The sequence below is a fragment of the Lactobacillus porci genome (assembly GCF_009695985.1).
GTDB lineage: Bacteria > Bacillota > Bacilli > Lactobacillales > Lactobacillaceae > Lactobacillus > Lactobacillus absianus.
Window position 1 is genome coordinate 1 of record NZ_VUMX01000003.1, and the last position, 15590, is coordinate 15590.

At 53.8% G+C, this 15590-nt stretch carries 12 protein-coding genes; 2 read left to right on the forward strand and 10 right to left on the reverse strand.

Going from position 1 to position 15590, the window contains the following annotated elements; genetic code table 11:
* Nucleotides 1-587, forward strand: a 587-nt coding sequence (locus FYJ62_RS01645; RefSeq protein ID WP_154547102.1) for an RNA-guided endonuclease InsQ/TnpB family protein, incomplete at its 5' end; no start/stop codon positions are given.
* A 296-nt stretch (nt 588-883) separates the two neighbouring features.
* On the opposite strand, the gene FYJ62_RS01650 is transcribed toward FYJ62_RS01645, so the two are convergent.
* Both FYJ62_RS01650 and FYJ62_RS01655 read right to left on the reverse strand, forming a co-directional pair.
* On the reverse strand, nt 884-2065 hold the full coding sequence (locus FYJ62_RS01650) for an SAM-dependent methyltransferase (protein WP_154547104.1): 1182 nt from the start codon (nt 2063-2065) through the stop codon (nt 884-886).
* Nucleotides 2066-2163: 98 nt separating this feature from the next.
* Nucleotides 2164-3015 carry a LysR family transcriptional regulator gene (locus tag FYJ62_RS01655; protein WP_154547106.1) on the reverse strand — a complete coding sequence of 284 codons (852 nt, stop codon included), beginning with the start codon at nt 3013-3015 and terminating at the stop codon, nt 2164-2166.
* Nucleotides 3016-3129: 114 nt separating this feature from the next.
* On the opposite strand from FYJ62_RS01655, the gene FYJ62_RS01660 reads away from it, so the two are divergent.
* A complete protein-coding gene (locus FYJ62_RS01660; RefSeq protein WP_154547108.1) occupies nt 3130-5388 on the forward strand; it encodes an HAD-IC family P-type ATPase in 2259 nt (752 codons plus the stop codon).
* Between the two features lie 78 nt (nt 5389-5466).
* Here FYJ62_RS01660 and FYJ62_RS01665 read toward each other — a convergent pair whose 3' ends face one another.
* From FYJ62_RS01665 to dnaJ, 8 genes are all read right to left on the reverse strand, one after another.
* On the reverse strand, nt 5467-6603 hold the full coding sequence (locus FYJ62_RS01665; RefSeq protein ID WP_154547110.1) for an AI-2E family transporter: 1137 nt from the start codon (nt 6601-6603) through the stop codon (nt 5467-5469).
* Between the two features lie 107 nt (nt 6604-6710).
* The gene (locus tag FYJ62_RS01670) at nt 6711-7736 is read right to left on the reverse strand and encodes a branched-chain amino acid aminotransferase (RefSeq protein ID WP_154547112.1); all 1026 of its coding nucleotides are present in this window, start codon (nt 7734-7736) and stop codon (nt 6711-6713) included.
* Nucleotides 7737-7983: 247 nt separating this feature from the next.
* On the reverse strand, nt 7984-8871 hold the full coding sequence (locus tag FYJ62_RS01675) for a cation diffusion facilitator family transporter (RefSeq protein WP_154547114.1): 888 nt from the start codon (nt 8869-8871) through the stop codon (nt 7984-7986).
* A gap of 99 nt (nt 8872-8970) precedes the next feature.
* Entirely contained in the window at nt 8971-9498 is a 528-nt protein-coding gene (locus FYJ62_RS01680; RefSeq protein ID WP_154547116.1) for an adenine phosphoribosyltransferase, read from the reverse strand.
* Between the two features lie 2 nt (nt 9499-9500).
* Nucleotides 9501-11771, reverse strand: coding sequence for a single-stranded-DNA-specific exonuclease RecJ (gene recJ, locus FYJ62_RS01685; protein ID WP_154547118.1), 2271 nt, complete (start codon nt 11769-11771; stop codon nt 9501-9503).
* Nucleotides 11771-12472 (reverse strand): class A sortase, encoded by a 702-nt coding sequence (locus FYJ62_RS01690; RefSeq protein WP_154547120.1) that lies wholly within the window; start codon nt 12470-12472, stop codon nt 11771-11773. Before FYJ62_RS01690 ends, recJ begins: the two co-directional genes overlap by 1 nt.
* A 2-nt stretch (nt 12473-12474) precedes the next feature.
* Entirely contained in the window at nt 12475-14313 is a 1839-nt protein-coding gene (gene lepA / locus FYJ62_RS01695) for a translation elongation factor 4 (protein ID WP_154547122.1), read from the reverse strand.
* A 133-nt stretch (nt 14314-14446) separates the two neighbouring features.
* The gene (gene dnaJ / locus FYJ62_RS01700) at nt 14447-15589 is read right to left on the reverse strand and encodes a molecular chaperone DnaJ (protein WP_154547124.1); all 1143 of its coding nucleotides are present in this window, start codon (nt 15587-15589) and stop codon (nt 14447-14449) included.
* Nucleotide 15590: the final 1 nt, after the last annotated feature.

Below are 15590 nucleotides of genomic sequence, written 5' to 3' on the forward strand. Positions count from 1 at the left end.
TGGCCATCCTGTCAGACGGCAGAAAGTTTGACAAGTTCTCATCAGATTACTGCGAGAAACAAGCAGAAATCTGGCAGAGCAAGTCATCCAAGCGCCGTCATTTGGCTTTGGTTAAGTCGCAGCAGGACGCCAACAAAAAGGTTCTTGGCGCAAAAAGCCTGTCTGACTATCGCAACTGGCAGAAAGCCAATGTCGCCAAGAACCGCTATATGAGCCGCATCACGAATCAGCGCGATGACTATCTGCACAAGATCACGGATCAGCTGGTAAAGGAATACGACGTCATCGTCATTGAAGATCTCAAGATCAAGAACATGACGAAGAATCACCACCTTGCCCGCGCGATTCTGCGTCAAAGTTGGGGCAGATTTCGTGACATGCTGGAATACAAATGCAAGAAGTACGGAAAGATCCTCATCAAGGTCAATCCAGCATACACCAGCCGAATCTGCTCAAAATGCGGCAAGGATACGGGCAAGAAGCCACTGTCAGTGCGGGAATGGGACTGCCTATTCTGCAAGGCGCATCATGACCGTGACATCAATGCATCAATCAATATTTTGCTTAAAGGACTTGCCCAGCTCTGAGAGAGCTGGGCAAGAAAAAATCGTACCGTCAAACAGCAGTGAATGCGGCTTGGCGGAATCGTCGGAGGGGGCACTTCCGTGATAAATAGACTAACCTCTGTTTTTGTACTGCTGTTCAGCTTGCTGGACAGAACCAGTAAAAAAGCAGGCTTGACTTCGGCCAATCCTGCTTGCAAGAATAAGTTGGTTGTTCTCAGAAGCTGTAGGCTGCGCGTGAGCACTAGCCTATAAAGAAACCCCCGACCTTGGTCGGGGGAGCATGTCATTGCGATATTTTTCTGTCTTCTGCTTGGCACCTACTGCTGATTGCTCATGTAGTCGCGGGTCATTGGCAGGTTCTTGCCGGATGGCCCCTTGGTCAACAGGAACTGCATGACGTCAATATTGCCGGATTCAAAAGAAGCGGCACAAGCCTGCAGGTAGAGATCCCACATCCGGGTAAAGCGCTCGCCAAAATGAGCTTGAATTTCCGCCCGGTGGTCATTGAAGTTCTGGTCCCAGATTTCTAGAGTGCGCTGGTAGTGGCGGCGGAGCATTTCTACATCAGCCAGCTGCATCCCGTTGTCAACGATATGGCCGACCATTTCCGCCAGGCCAGGCACATAGCCGCCTGGGAAGATGTACTTGTTGATCCAAGCATTGTTGGCCCCGCCCTGCTGGCGGGTGATTCCGTGAATCAGGGCCACGCCGTCTTTTTTCAGATAGCGGGCAACGTCCTTGAAGTACAAGCCCATGTTTTCCTGGCCCACGTGCTCAAACATCCCCACGGAAGTGACATAGTCCCATTGCCGGTCACCCAATTCCCGGTAGTCGGTCAGCTTGACTTCCGCAACGTCTTGCAGCCCTTCGGCTTCAATCGTCTTTCTGACCAGGTAGTACTGCTCTTCGCTCAGGGTCACCCCGGTAACCTTCAAGCCATATTCCCGGGCCGCCGTCAGCATCAAGGTCCCCCAGCCGCAGCCGATGTCCAGCAGAGTCTTGCCCTTTTCCGGGTGCAGCTTGTTCAAGATATGGTGGACCTTGGCAATCTGCGCTTCCTTCAAGTCATTTACATTGCCATTGGTGAAGTAGGCGCAGGAATAAGTCAGGGTATCGTCCAGCCAGAGCTTGTAAAAATCATTGCCGACATCGTAGTGGCTTTGAATGTCGCTGACGGACTGGCGCTCGCTGTGGCTCTGCTTTGGCAGAAAATGGCGCAGCTTCGCATTGCGCATGAAGCTTTCGGAGCTTTCATAAGCCGCCGTCAGGAGCTTTTGGATGCTCCCGTCAATTTCGATCTTCTTGTCCATATAGGCTTCGCCCAAGGCAAGGGAGGCGTTGGCAGCCACGGCCTTCACTGGAATCTTTTCATTGAAGGTAATGGTGACTTCCGGGTCTCCGGCTCCATACACATCTGACTTGCCGTCCCAGTAGTTGACCCTGACCGGGATGTTGAAGGAGTGGCTCAGCAGCGTCTTGTAGAAGCTCTTTTCCAGCATTAGTAATTCCCTCTTTCATCTTGCAGCTGATTATTGTAGCTTTTTCAACACTCTATCATTATAAGGCAAAAAAATCCGTTTTTCTTTCAAAATAAGTATTATTCATATAAGGAAATGATCTGTCTCATCAAGGGCGTGACTACCTGATCCTTGCGCCAGACCAGCTGCAGGCGGGTGCGCCACTGGTCCAGGTCAATCGGGTAGATCTGTCCTTTGGCATAAGCAGCCGCAATCGACTCGGGCACCAAGGCAATTCCTAGCCCTGAGTCGCTCCAGCGGATGGCGGTTCTGGAGTCGTCGCACTTAATCACGAAATTGGGCTTCAGCCCCTTTTCCGTGAAAGTCTCCTTGAACATCCCCTCAAAGCGGCGGTAGATGACCAAAGGCTGCCCAGCCAGATCTTCCAGCTTGACCGTCTCCTTGCCGGCAAAGGCGCCTAGCCGCGTAACCGCCGTCATCCGCTCATCACTGACGTCGATCGCCGCCAGGTTGACCCGATTGTAGGGAGTCCGGATGACCGCCAAATCCAGCAGATTGTTCTTTAATTTGTCCAAAATGCCATAAGTATTGTCTTCCAGGATGTCCAAAGCTACCCCAGGATGCTCTTTGACAAAAGCCACCAGCCGGCTGGAGGGCAAGACGCCAATCGAGCTTGAGACTGAGCCCAGACGAACGCTGCCCAGCTGGCCGGCTTGGATCTCCCTGATCTCCGTTTCAGCGTTTTGGGCTAAAGTCAAAATCTGCTTGGAATAGCTGTAGAGCTTCTTGCCGGCATCCGTCAGCTCAATCCCATGGGGCTGTCTGGCAAACAGCTTGGCCCCCAGTTCATCCTCCAGCTGCTTGAGCTGGTAGCTCAAGGCCGGCTGGCCAATAAACAGCTGCTTGGCTGCGGACGTGATCTGCCCTTCCTCAGCCACGAGCGCGAAATACTGCAATTGCTTCAAATTCATCTGTCCTGCTCCTTGTTCCATATCAGCTTTTTCAATATTCTTAATCATAAATCAGTATTTTATTTATATCAACTCCTGGGCTACACTGGTAGTGGTTATTAAGGAGGCAATCAGATGAACGTACATGGCTTAACGCAAAAAGAAGCCGAAGAAAGGCTGAAAAGGGACGGACTCAACGAGGTGCCCGAGCCCAAGTTCAATTTCTGGAAGGAGTTTGCTGGCAAGCTTTGGAACTTGTCAGCCTGGATCCTGGAAGGGGCGCTGCTGCTTGAATGTGCTCTGGGCAAGTGGATCCAGTCCTTCTTCGTATTATTGATGCTTTTGTTCGCGGCCTACAATGGGGCCACCCAGAAGAAGAAGTCCCGCAAGGTCCTCAGTGACATTTCCCATGAATTGACGCCGGTCGTCGCGGTTGAGCGGGACGGCCGCTGGGGCAAGCTGGACTCCAAGTACCTGGTCAAGGGCGACTTGATCAGCCTTAAGCGCGGGGACGTCTTAGCCGCGGACGCTGAGCTGGTCGAAGGGACCTTGAAGCTAGATGAATCATCGATTACCGGTGAATCCAAGCAGATTGACAAGCAAAAGGGCGACCAGGCCTTCGCGGGGACGACCGTAATGAGCGGCCAGGCCCTGGCCCGAGTCATAGCCGTCGGGGTCAACTCCAGAAGCGGGCAGACGATCAACCTGATCAACAACTCCGCAGCTCCTGGCCATTTGCAGCAGCTGCTGACCAAAATTATCTATTATCTCTGCCTGCTCGACGGCGTTTTGACCCTGATCTTGATCATTGCCGCCTTGATCCGGGGCGAGAACATTCTGGAAATGCTGCCGTTTTTGGCCATGATGTTCATTGCTTCGATTCCGGTGGCCATGCCCTCAACTTTTGCCCTGTCCAATTCCTTTGAGGCGACCCGCCTGTCAAAAGAAGGCGTCCTGACCAGTGACTTGACCGGGATCCAGGACGCGGCCAACCTCAATCTCCTGCTCTTGGACAAGACGGGAACGATTACTGAAAACAAGACGGCAGTTTCATCCTTCAGCAACTTGACCGGTCAGGCCGATGCGGACGTTTTGCCCCTGATCGGCGCCGCGGCTGACCTGCGCAACCAGAGCGTGATTGACCAGGCCATCCTCAGCTACCTGCAAAAGCGGGATCTGCCGGCAGCGCCAGCTGATTCCTTTAGCCCCTTCACTTCTGACCGGGGCTACTCCATGGCCAAGTGCCAGGGCAAAACGATCAAGCTGGGCTCTTTTAAGCAGCTGGCCAAGCTGGATCCTGAGGCAGCCATTAAGGCCAGCCAGGTCGACTTTACCCAAGGGCGTTCAGTCGCTGCCGTGATCGATGACAAGCTGGCAGGCGTCTTTATCACCCAAGACAAGGTCCGCCCTGACTCCAAAGCTGCCTTAGCCGAGCTGGTCAAGCGCGGCATCAAGCCCATCATGCTGACCGGCGACAACAAGCGGACGGCTGAAGTCGTGGCCAAGCAGGTTGCCTTAAAGGGACAAGTGATCTCCATTTCCGACTTTAATGAGCAAACCGACGTCAAAAACTTGGCAGGGATCGCGGACGTTTTGCCAGAAGACAAATTGGCTATGGTCAAGCACTTCCAGGAGCTGGGCTACATCGTCGGCATGACCGGCGACGGGGTCAACGACTCCCCTGCCCTCAAGCAGGCTGAAGTCGGCATCGCCGTATCCAATGCCGCTGACGTGGCCAAGAGAAGCGGCAAGATGGTCCTGCTCGATGATGGCCTAATGCCGATCGTCAAGATTCTGGATGCCGGCCACCGGGTCTACCAGCGGATGACCACCTGGTCTTTGACCAAGCTGGCCAGAACGGCGGAGCTGACCATGCTGCTGACCTTCTCCTACCTGGTCTTCGGCTATCTGCCAATGGCCCTGAACGCCATGGTCATCTATACGATCATGAACAACATGGTCACGATGATGATTGGCACCGACAAGACCCAGATCAGCTACCAGCCGGAAAACTGGGACATGGGCAAGCTGGCTAAGATCTCCTTCTCCCTGGCGGCAGCCTGGACCGCGATTGGCTTTGCCTTCGTGGCTGGCCTGGGCCAGCTTGGCGTCAGCCACGGGCAGACCGGCACCATGGTCTACGTCTTCCTGGTCATGAGCGCGATGATGATCGTCCTGATCACCCGGACGCGTGGCTTTTTCTGGCAATCAGCCCCGTCTAAGCCCGTTGCCCTGGTCCAATCAGCCGACATTCTCCTGACCTGCCTGTTGGCCCTCTTGGGCATCGCCATGCCGGCCATCAGCCTGAAAGAGCTGCTGACGGCCTTGTCTTCGGCCTTCCTGGCCGCGGTCCTGATCGACCTGGTCTACCGGCCGCTGATGAAAGAGCGCTAGTCTTTATGAAAAGCATGCAAAAAAGGATTCGCTTGGCGAATCCTTTTTTGGTTGCACGCTGTGCAGAGTTTATTCGTGCTATTTCTCTTCTTTTGCTTGTCCGCTCTCGGCCAGCTGCTTTTGCCGGTAGGCGATCAAGCGCTCAAATTCCGTCTTCAGCAAGGCCCCCATTGGCACGGCGATCAGCATCCCCACAAAGCCGCCCATAGCGCCGCCGGCGATCACGCAGGCAATCACGTACAAGGGATGGATGTGAATGGCTGAGGACAAAAGCTTGGGGTTGAGCACGTTGCCGTCAATGGCCTGGATGATCAAGAGGATGATCATCCCCACGATCAAGGCCTCCATGTTCTGGCTGAGGGTGCAGGCCAGGATGACCATCCCATAGCCCAGAATTGGCCCAAAGTATGGGATCAGGTTGCCAATCCCGGTTACCATCCCGATCAGCAGGCCGTATGGCACCTTGGCGATCAGCATGGCCAGGCTGACTAAGAGGCCGACAATGAAGGCGTCGATGATCTGTCCCCGGATATAGCCGGAGAAGGCCTGATCGGCATCAGCTAAAAAGACCCTGATTACGCGAATCACCCGCTTGTTAAGCAGGGTTCCCAGGCTGCGCTTCCAGTAAGCCGCGATCCGCTGGCCATCGTAAAGGAAGTAGATCGCAAAAATCATTCCAAAGAAGAAGTCGCTCAAGAAGCTGGTCACCCGGCCGACCCCTTTTTGCATGTAAGCCATGATGCCGCTGGTTGACCAGCCCTGCTTTTGCAGATAAGACATGATCTCGCTGATAAAACTGCTGTATTGGGCTTTCAGCTGGTCATACAGGCTGTCGATGCTGGCCAGGCTGAAATGGCTGAGCTGCTTGGAAAAAGTCACGACAATCGCGCCCACGGCCAGCAGTAAGACCAGCAGGACCAAGGCAATGGTCAATGCCACGGCCATGGACCGGCTGGCCGTCGCCACGGCCCCCTTGCTGCTGCCCTTTGAAAACTTCCGGTCAAAAAAATTGGTCACCGGCATCAGCAAATAGGTCAAGACCAGGCCATAAGTCAGCGGCTGGGCAATCGCGGCCAGGATCTTGCCGACCCGCTGCCAGAAGCCTGATGACTCATAGGCCAAAAGCAGGATGATCAAGCCGGCAAAAACCGTGCCCAGACAGTACATGGCGATTTTAAAGTACTTTTGATCAATATGGTTCCAGAATTTGTTCATCAATCTACCTCGCTAGTTTGCTAGCCTTTATTATAGCAGTTTCTCACGCCTGGCCAAAAGGGCAAAAAAATAGCGGCTCTCGCGAGTCGCTATTAATTAGCGCATTTTTACAATACGTGGTGAATCCAGCCTTCTGGAGCTTCAATTTCACCGTTTTGAATGCCAGTCAAGGTGTTGTAAAGCTCACCCATGAACTTGCCTGGCTTCTCCATCCCTGATGGGAAGTTGATTTCTTGGTCGCCGTTGACAACCTTGCCAACTGGTGACAGCACGGCTGCAGTACCAACCAATGCACATTCCTTGAATGAAGGAATTTCGTCGAAGCGAACCTTTCTTTCTTCAACGGTCAAGTTCAGGTAGTGTTCTGCCAAGTATACAATTGAGCGTCTAGTGATTGATGGCAAAATTGAGTTTGACTTAGGTACGACCAAGTGGTTGTTTTGGTCGATGAAGATGATGTTTGAGCCACCGGTTTCTTCAATGTAGGTTTGCGTAGCTGGGTCAAGGTACATGTTTTCTGAGAACCCGTCCTTGTGCGCGCCTACAGTCGCCTTCAAACTCATGGCGTAGTTCAAAGCCGCCTTAACGTGGCCAGTCCCGCGAGGTGCGGCACGGTCGTATTGCGCAACTTGGATGGCAACTGGAGTAGCCCCGCCCTTGTAGTATGGGCCTACTGGAGTAGCAAAGATTCTGAACATGTAGTCCCTGGCTGGAGCAACGCCGATGACTGGCGTGGTCCCGATTTCGTAAGGACGCAGGTAAAGGGTCGCGCCTGAGCCATATGGTGGTACCCAGTCAACGTTGGCCTTTACGACTTCTTCAATGCCCTTGACGAATTGGTCCTTTGGGTATGGTGCCATTTCCAGGCGCTTGGCTGAGTTGTACATTCTTTCAGCGTTTTGGTCTGGACGGAAGACAACGACAGAGCCGTCCTTCCAAGTGTAGGCCTTCATCCCTTCAAAGACTTGCTGTGCGTATTGCAGGGTTTCAGCACATTCATTTAAAACAACGTTCGGGTCAGCAGTCAGCTTGCCGCCTTGCCAAGCACCGTCGTGAAATTCGTCCACATAGCGTTTGTCAGTTTGGTGATAAGCAAAACCGATGTTTGCCCAATCAAGATCTTTCTTAGCCATGATTTTTTACCTCCTAAATGTTTCAATCACTAGTTGTTTATGTGTTTAATATAATACTCATTTTTAGATTTGGCAACAGCTTTTTAAAGAGCTTTTCATTTTAATCATATTTTTCCTAAAAAGTCCTTCTTCCTGCTCCAGCGCGTAAATAAGCAAGTTTTTTCGCAATGAAAGCGCTGTTTTCCGTTACCAACCTAGTTATAGCACATTTCCCCAGGACCGGATAAGAAAGCTTCCTAATTTTTATTTAATCATCAACATCCGAGGAGATGATGTCCTCGTTCATCCCCCGCTCGCATTCGGCTTGCACGGTCACGTGGTTGATGCCGAACTTTTTCCGCAAGATGACGGCAATCTCCTGGTCAATTGCCTCGATCCTTTCCGCGGTCAAGTCATCATCAACGTTGATGTGCGCGTCAAGCATCACCATATCGTCGCTGTAGCGCCAAATGTGCACGTGGTGGATTTTCTTGACCCCCGGACAGGTCAGGACAGCCCGCTCAACCTCTTCCAGGTCGATATCCGGGTTGGTCTCCATTAAGACGTTGGCCGAGTCCTTGGTGACCTCAAAAGCCTCCTTCAGCAAGATAATTGAGGCCGCCAGGGTCAAAACCGGGTCCACCAGGGTCCAATCCCACAAATAGATGACGATTGAGCCAACGACCACGGCCACTGACGACAAGGTATCGGACATCATGTTCAAGAACAAGGCCCGGGCATTCAAGCTGTTCTTGGCCCCGCTCAGCAGGATCAGCATGGACAAGAGGTTCCCCGCCAGCCCAACCAGGGAGACGATGAACATGATCCGGCCTTCGATTGGCTCAGGATGACTGAAGCGCTGGATGGCCGAGAAAAAGAGGTAGACGCTGATGACCAGCAGAACGACCCCATTGGTATAGGCAGCCAGGGTTTCTGCCCGCCGGTAGCCAAAAGTCTTGTGAGCGTCCTTGTGCTTCTTGGAGATTAGATTGGCGACGAAGGCCAAAATGATTGAAGCCACGTCTGAGAGATTGTGCAAGGCATCCGAGAGGAGGGCCAGCGACCCGGAGAGGAAGCCCCCGATGAATTCCGCGGCCGTGATGATCACGTTGAGAACTGTGACCCACAGATAGCGCTTTGAAGATTGATCTTTCATTTCTTGTACCTGCCTGTCTTGTTTTTGGAAAATCTGTTGCTAAAAAGCCAGCAAGCACTGCTTGCTGGCTTTTCTTGTTCATTCAGTCTGTCTTCGTGCTTAGGCACCGTGGTATTGCACCAGTGAGAAGATGTCAACGTCAGGGAACTTTTCCCGGCCCTTCAGGTCAGTCAGTTCGATGTAGAAGGCCGCACCGACCAGCTTGCCGCCAAGGCGCTCGATCAATTCCTTGGTCGCGCGCAGGGTGCCGGCAGTGGCCATCAAGTCGTCGCAGATCACTACTCTTTGGCCTGGCTTGATCGCGTCCTTGTGCATCTCCAGCACGTTTGAACCGTATTCCAAGTCATAGGCCGCGCTTTCAACCTCGCGTGGCAGCTTGTGCGGCTTGCGGGCTGGCACGAAGCCAACGTCCAGTTCGATGGCCACTGGCGTGCCAACAAGGAAGCCCCGGGCTTCAGGCCCGACAATCACATCAGCATGGCGGCTCTTGGCATATTCAGCGATATCATGGGTCGCTGCTCTGAAAGCTTCACCATCTTGCAGCAAAGGAGTGATGTCTCTGAAGATAATCCCCTCGTTAGGGAAGTCCTTGATGCTGGCGATGTATTTCTTGTAATCAATTGACATTTCTATATCCTCCGTCTACTAAGACCGTTGGCGTAACGCAGCAGCTCATTTGTCGAGATTGTTCGTAATCTGTTCACGAACGCAATCTGGGCCTTCACTGAACGGTAGTAGCCCGAATCATTCAAGCTCTTCTTAGTCAAATTCGGACTTGGCACCAACTTGTCTCCTTCCATTTTAACAAAATCAAGCGTAAAAAACACCCTCAAAATGAAAAGGAGACCTTCCGGCTTTAATCCAAGCTGACCGGCGGCTTGCAGGTAATTGTTCGCCTTTTGCCCAGGATGAGCGCGGAAGTACTCCCAGACCCGGCCGAAAGCCTCCCGGCCAGGCAGCTGCTTGCCTGGCAGCCGGTCCAGCTGGAAGCGCAAGTAGAGCTGCTTGTAGTCCTTGGCCAGGACGAAGTTGAGCTGGTCTGGGTTGGCGGGTACGTCCAAGACGGTTACGATCTGCTCGCTCAGGTCCTCATCATCCTTGGCCATGGTCAGCATCTCAGCCGGAATCCCATAGCGCTTTTGCGCCAATTGGGCATTCTTGGGGTCAAACAAGAGATACTTGTCCGCGAAGCCCAGCAGGTCTTCCTGCTGGCGGAAGTCAACCACCTTCTGCTGGGCCAGGTAGATCGGCTGCCCGTAGTGCACGCCCGCCACCTGGAATTGAACGCTCGTCTTGCCCCGGAAAGTATTCGTGCTCAGACTCACGTAAAGCTTGTCGATAAAGGGCAGCACCATTTCTGTAATCTTGTGGTCAAAATCGATGGCCCGCACATTGGCAACGTTGAAGCTGCAGCCCTTCTTCATGGCCCGGAAACCGCTGATCTTTGGCTGGGTCACCGAAAAGACCGGGGCTTCATTGTCAGTCCCAAAAGGACCAACCAGAGCCAGCTGGCTGACGGCATCCAAGCTGACATCCAACGGCTTGATCTCGCCGTCGTACTGCTTGACCGTTTCCTGCAGATGGTCCTGCTTTTGGAAGCTGCCTTCAAAATCCTCCCGCAATTGGTCAAGCTTGTCTAGCGTCAGCGACAAACCGCAGGCATAGTCATGGCCGCCAAATTGGGTCAGGGTCGTCCCTTCCAGGGGCTTTAAGGCATCAAACAGATTGAAGCCAAATTTCTCTGAGGACCGGCCTGACCCCTTGATCATGCCGTCCCCATTCTTGGTCAGCATCAAAGTCGGCTTGTGGTACTCATCCGCGATCCGGTTGGCAACCAGCCCCATGACCCCTTCATGCCAGTCAGGGTCATAAAGAGTAAGCGTGGCTTGGCTCTGGTAGCCCTGCTTGACTACCTGCTGCTCAGCTTCCAAAGTCGTCTGGGCCGTCAATTCCCGGCGCTCGGTATTCAGCTTCTCCACCCGGTCGGCCAGCTGCTTGGCTTCTTCCGGCGTTTCCGCCAGCAAAAGCTTGACGGCCAAAGCCGCGTCATCCAGGCGGCCGCAGGCGTTAAGCCGGGGCGCGATCTTGAAGCCGATGTCGGTCTCATCAATCTGGCCCATGGTCAGCCCTGCGTTGGCAATCAGGGCCCGCAAGCCCGGTCTGGCCGTCTGGTTCAGCAGTTCCAGGCCACGCTTGACGATGACGTGGCCTTCTCCTGACACCTTGACCATATCGCCAATCGTCCCAATCATCGCCAGCTCCAAAAATTCACTGGCCGTATCCTGCAAGACTGCCCGGGCAATAGTGTAGGCCACGCCGGCCCCGCAATAGTCATCAAAAGGATAGGCCTGGCCTGGATAATTGCAGTGCACGATCGCGCACGCCTCCGGCATCTTGTCCTTGAAGGTGTGGTGGTCGGTCACGATCACGTCAACCCCATGCTCCTGGGCATAAGCGACCTCTTCAAGCCCGGTCACCCCATTGTCGACGGTGATAATCAGTTTCGTCCCGTCGGCCACGATCTCCTTGTAGCGGTCAAGGCTTGGCCCATAGCCGTCTTTGAAGCGGTTGGGGATAAAGTAGTGGACGTCCCCGCCCATGATGCCCAGCATCTCAACCATGATCGTCGTGGCGGTAATGCCATCGGCATCATAATCGCCATAGACCGTAATCTTCTCCCCGCTGTCCAGAGCCTGGTTGATCCGGTCGACGGCCTTGTCCATATCATGCATCAGGTATGGATCAGCCAGGTCTGCTTCAGTTGCCGTGAACCAAAAGTTCAATTTTTCCGCCGTGTCAATGCCTCGCAAAGAAAACAACTTAGCCGCCAATGGGCTAAGTTGATATTCATCGATCAGTTCTTGAGACAATGGCGCGGCTTTTCTTTCTTGCCATTTCATTATCTTAGTTTAAACATCTCCAGCTTCTTGTCGCTTGCCCGTTCGCGCTTGACCAGCTTCCCCCGCAAAGCCCAGCGGTTCCTCCCGCCGTCAGCACAAGTGATCAGGGTCACCATGGGCTGCTTGGTCTGGTTGACCAGCCAGACGGCATACGGATTAACGACTTTCTTGTAGTTGATCTGGTAGACATAGACCTGCTTCAGGTCAGTCAAGTAGACCTTTGCCCCGAGCTTGACGTCCTCAAGGGGCGAAAACAGGATGCCCTTTTCGGTCATATAGTGACCGGCCAGGGGATAGTTGCCCTTGCCCATCTTTTGGTCAGCTCGCATCGTGGCCCCGCCAGTTGACAGGGAATCATCCGACAAGCCCAGCATTACCGGCAGATACAGCTTGACGCTGGGAATCGCCATGGCGCCGACCGCGCCAGCCGTGTGCCTGACCCGGCTCCTGGCCGCCTGGGCCAGGTCAATCTCCTTGACCTGGCTGAAGTCATAAGTTGCCTTCTGCCGCTGGTTCTTGACCACCTGCTCGGCCGTCAGGCCCTTCAAAGCACTCTGTGAGTTCTGCTTGACGACCAGACCGCTGATCTGCCGGTTGAACACCAATATCAGGCCGACCAGCAGCAGGATGACCGCCGCGATCCGCAGCAGCAGCATGCTCAGCTTTTGCTTTTTGCCAGAATTTTGTCTGTCTTCAGCCATGTTTACTTGCCCTTGATATCGTCGTCATTCATTCGCAGGACGGCCATAAAGGCATCTTGCGGAACTTCTACCCGGCCAACGGATTTCATCCGCTTCTTGCCCCGCTTCTGCTTTTCAAGCAGCTTGGCCCGCCGGTCAGGGTCACCCGTGTGGATCTTCCAGGTAACGTCCTTGCGGTATGGCTTGATCGTGGCCCGGGAAATGATCTTGGACCCGATGGCCCCTTGAATGTCAACTTCGAAGTTCTGCCGCGGGATCAGCTTCTTCAACAGACTGGTCATCTGCACGGCCCGGTCGCGGGCTTCGTCTCTGTGGGCAATGAAGCTCAATGCATCGATTGGCTCCTTGTTCAAGAGGATGTCGATCTTGACCAGATCAGTCTTCCGGTAGCCAATAATCTCATAGTCAAGAGAGGCATAACCCTTGGTTGAGGACTTCAATTGGTCAAAGAAGTCATAGATGATTTCCGCCAAAGGCATCTCATAGATCACATTGACCCGGTATTTGTCCAGGTAGTCCATGGTCTGGAATTCCCCGCGCTTCTTCTCGCATAATTGCATGACTGGACCAACGAAATCATTAGGCACCATGATCTCGGCCTTCACGTAAGGCTCCTGCAGCTCCTTGTATTCACCGGCGCTTGGCAGGTCAGCCGGGTTGTCGATCAGCATGACTTCGCCATTCGGCATGATGGCGTGGTAGTCAACGGATGGCGCGGTCATGATCAAATCCAGGTCAAACTCCTGCTCCAGGCGCTCTTGAACCACGTCCATGTGCAAAAGACCCAAAAAGCCGCAGCGGAAGCCAAAGCCCAGGGCTTGTGAAGTTTCCGGCTCAAATTCCAGGGAAGCATCGTTAAGCTGCAGCTTCTGCAGGGCCTCTTTCAAGTCATCGTAATCCCGGTTGTCGCTTGGGTACATCCCGGAGTAGACCATTGGCGGAATCTGCCGGTAGCCAGGCAGGGCTTTGGCCGTTGGGTGGGCGGCGCTGGTGATGGTGTCGCCCACCCGGGTTTCACGGACTGACTTGATGTTGGCCGTAATGTAGCCAACGTCGCCGGCAATTAAGATGTCTTCTTTGACTGGGTGCGGGCTGGAAACGCCGACTTCGGTCACTTCATACTTCTTGCCCGTATTCATGATCATGATTTCGTCGCCCGGCTTGACGGATCCTTCTTCAATCCGCACCTGCATGACGACCCCGCGGTAGTCATCGTACTTGGAGTCGAAGATCAGGGCCTTGAGCGGGGCTTCGATATCGCCTACCGGAGCTGGGATGTCAGTGACGATTCTTTCCAAAAGGTCAGGAATCCCCTGCCCGGTCTTGCCGGAGACCTCAACGGCATTTGTCGCGTCAATCCCCAGCATTTCGCTGATTTCTTCCTTGGCCATGTCGGGATCGGCACTTGGCAGGTCGATCTTGTTCAAGACTGGCAGGATTTCCAGGTTGTTTTCCAAAGCCAGGTAGGTGTTGGACAGGGTCTGGGCCTGCACCCCTTGTGACGCGTCCACAACCAGCAAGGCCCCTTCACAGGCTGCCAAAGACCGGGAAACTTCGTAAGAGAAGTCGACGTGTCCGGGGGTGTCGATCAAGTGGAAGATATAGTCTTCACCGTCTTTGGCGTGGTACTTGACCTGCACCGAGTTCATCTTGATGGTAATCCCTCTCTGGCGTTCCAGTGGCATGTCATCCAGCATCTGATTCTTCAGTTGCCGCTTTGATACCGTATCCGTCAGTTCCAGAATCCGGTCGGCAATGGTCGATTTGCCGTGGTCGACGTGGGCCACGATCGAAAAGTTGCGGATGTGCTGCTGATAATCTTTGAGTTTTGCTAAATCCATGTGTTTTCTCGCATCCTTATCTAATACCTAACTATTATAACTGAATTTGCCGGCCTTGTCCCCTATTAGTCCTGACCGCGAAAAAAGCCCGGCTTTGTTGCCAAAGCCAGGCTTAATCAATCTATTCGCTTGTTTAGCTGAGCTTGTCCTTCAAACGCTCAAAGAAGCCCTTTTCCTGCGGAGCGATTGAGCCGCCGGAGGCCTTGACGAATTCAAGCAAAGCCTTACGCTGCGCTTCGTTGATGTTCTTAGGGATCACGATCTCAACCGTGGTGATCTGATCGCCAGGCTCGCCCCCGCGCAGGTTTGGAACGCCCTTCTGCTTCAAGGTGAACTTCTGGTTTGGCTGAGTCCCGGCTGGGATCTTCAGCTTGGCATCCCCGTAAACCGTCTTGATGTTGATCTCATCGCCCAAGGTAGCTTGGGCAAAAGAGATCGGCACGGTCGTGTAGATGGTCTGCCCGCGTCTGGTAAAGTCCTTGCTTGGACGAACCCGGAAGACGATATAAAGGTCCCCGTAAGGGCCGCCGTTCTTCCCGGCTTCGCCTTGCCCGGCCAGGCGGATCTGCTGGCCGTCATCGATGCCGGCTGGCACCTTGACCTGCAGGGTCTGCTTCTTGTCGACCGTCCCTGCCCCGTGGCAACTCTTGCATGGGTGCTGGATGATGAAGCCGCGGCCTGAGCACTTGTCACAGGTGGTTTGCCGCTGGATCATGCCCAAGACGGATCTTTGGGTAATCGTCATCATCCCGCTGCCGCCACACTTGTCACAGGTAATTGGGTGGGTGCCCTTTTCAGCACCGTTGCCGCCGCAGGCCTCACAAGTCGTGCTCCGGGTGTAGGTAATATCGGTCGTCTTGCCCTTGATCGCATCCATGAAGTCAATAGTCATGGTGTAGTCCAGGTCCTGACCACGCTGCGGCGCTGTCGGGTCGACTCTTTGCCGGCTGGCACCACCGCCGAAGAAGCTGTTGAAGATGTCGCCAAAATCATCGAAACCAGCGCCACCGAAGCCTTGGCCGCCAAATCCTTGGCCACCGAAGCCCTGACCATTCATGCCTGCCTGGCCGAACTGGTCGTATTGCTGTCTCTTTTGCTGGTCATGCAAAACTTCATAAGCTTCGTTGACTTCCTTGTATTTTTCTTCCGCACCGGGTTCATGGTTTAAGTCTGGGTGATACTTCTTGGCCAGCTTGCGGTATGCCTTGCTGATCTCAGCATCGCTGGCATCCCGGCTGACGCCCAAAATATCATAGTAATCCCGATTTGCTGCCATC

Bases quoted from the DNA above. Each gene is read 5' to 3' on its own strand.
- lepA (WP_154547122.1), bottom strand. From the start codon at position 14,313: ATGGATTTAGCAAAACTCAAAGATTATCAGCAGCACATCCGCAACTTT.
- FYJ62_RS01680 (WP_154547116.1), bottom strand. From the start codon at position 9,498: ATGTCAATTGATTACAAGAAATACATCGCCAGCATCAAGGACTTCCCT.
- FYJ62_RS01655 (WP_154547106.1), bottom strand. From the start codon at position 3,015: ATGAATTTGAAGCAATTGCAGTATTTCGCGCTCGTGGCTGAGGAAGGG.
- FYJ62_RS01675 (WP_154547114.1), bottom strand. From the start codon at position 8,871: ATGAAAGATCAATCTTCAAAGCGCTATCTGTGGGTCACAGTTCTCAAC.
- recJ (WP_154547118.1), bottom strand. From the start codon at position 11,771: ATGAAATGGCAAGAAAGAAAAGCCGCGCCATTGTCTCAAGAACTGATC.
- FYJ62_RS01650 (WP_154547104.1), bottom strand. From the start codon at position 2,065: ATGCTGGAAAAGAGCTTCTACAAGACGCTGCTGAGCCACTCCTTCAAC.
- FYJ62_RS01665 (WP_154547110.1), bottom strand. From the start codon at position 6,603: ATGAACAAATTCTGGAACCATATTGATCAAAAGTACTTTAAAATCGCC.
- FYJ62_RS01670 (WP_154547112.1), bottom strand. From the start codon at position 7,736: ATGGCTAAGAAAGATCTTGATTGGGCAAACATCGGTTTTGCTTATCAC.
- FYJ62_RS01660 (WP_154547108.1), top strand. From the start codon at position 3,130: ATGAACGTACATGGCTTAACGCAAAAAGAAGCCGAAGAAAGGCTGAAA.
- dnaJ (WP_154547124.1), bottom strand. From the start codon at position 15,589: ATGGCAGCAAATCGGGATTACTATGATATTTTGGGCGTCAGCCGGGAT.
- FYJ62_RS01690 (WP_154547120.1), bottom strand. From the start codon at position 12,472: ATGGCTGAAGACAGACAAAATTCTGGCAAAAAGCAAAAGCTGAGCATG.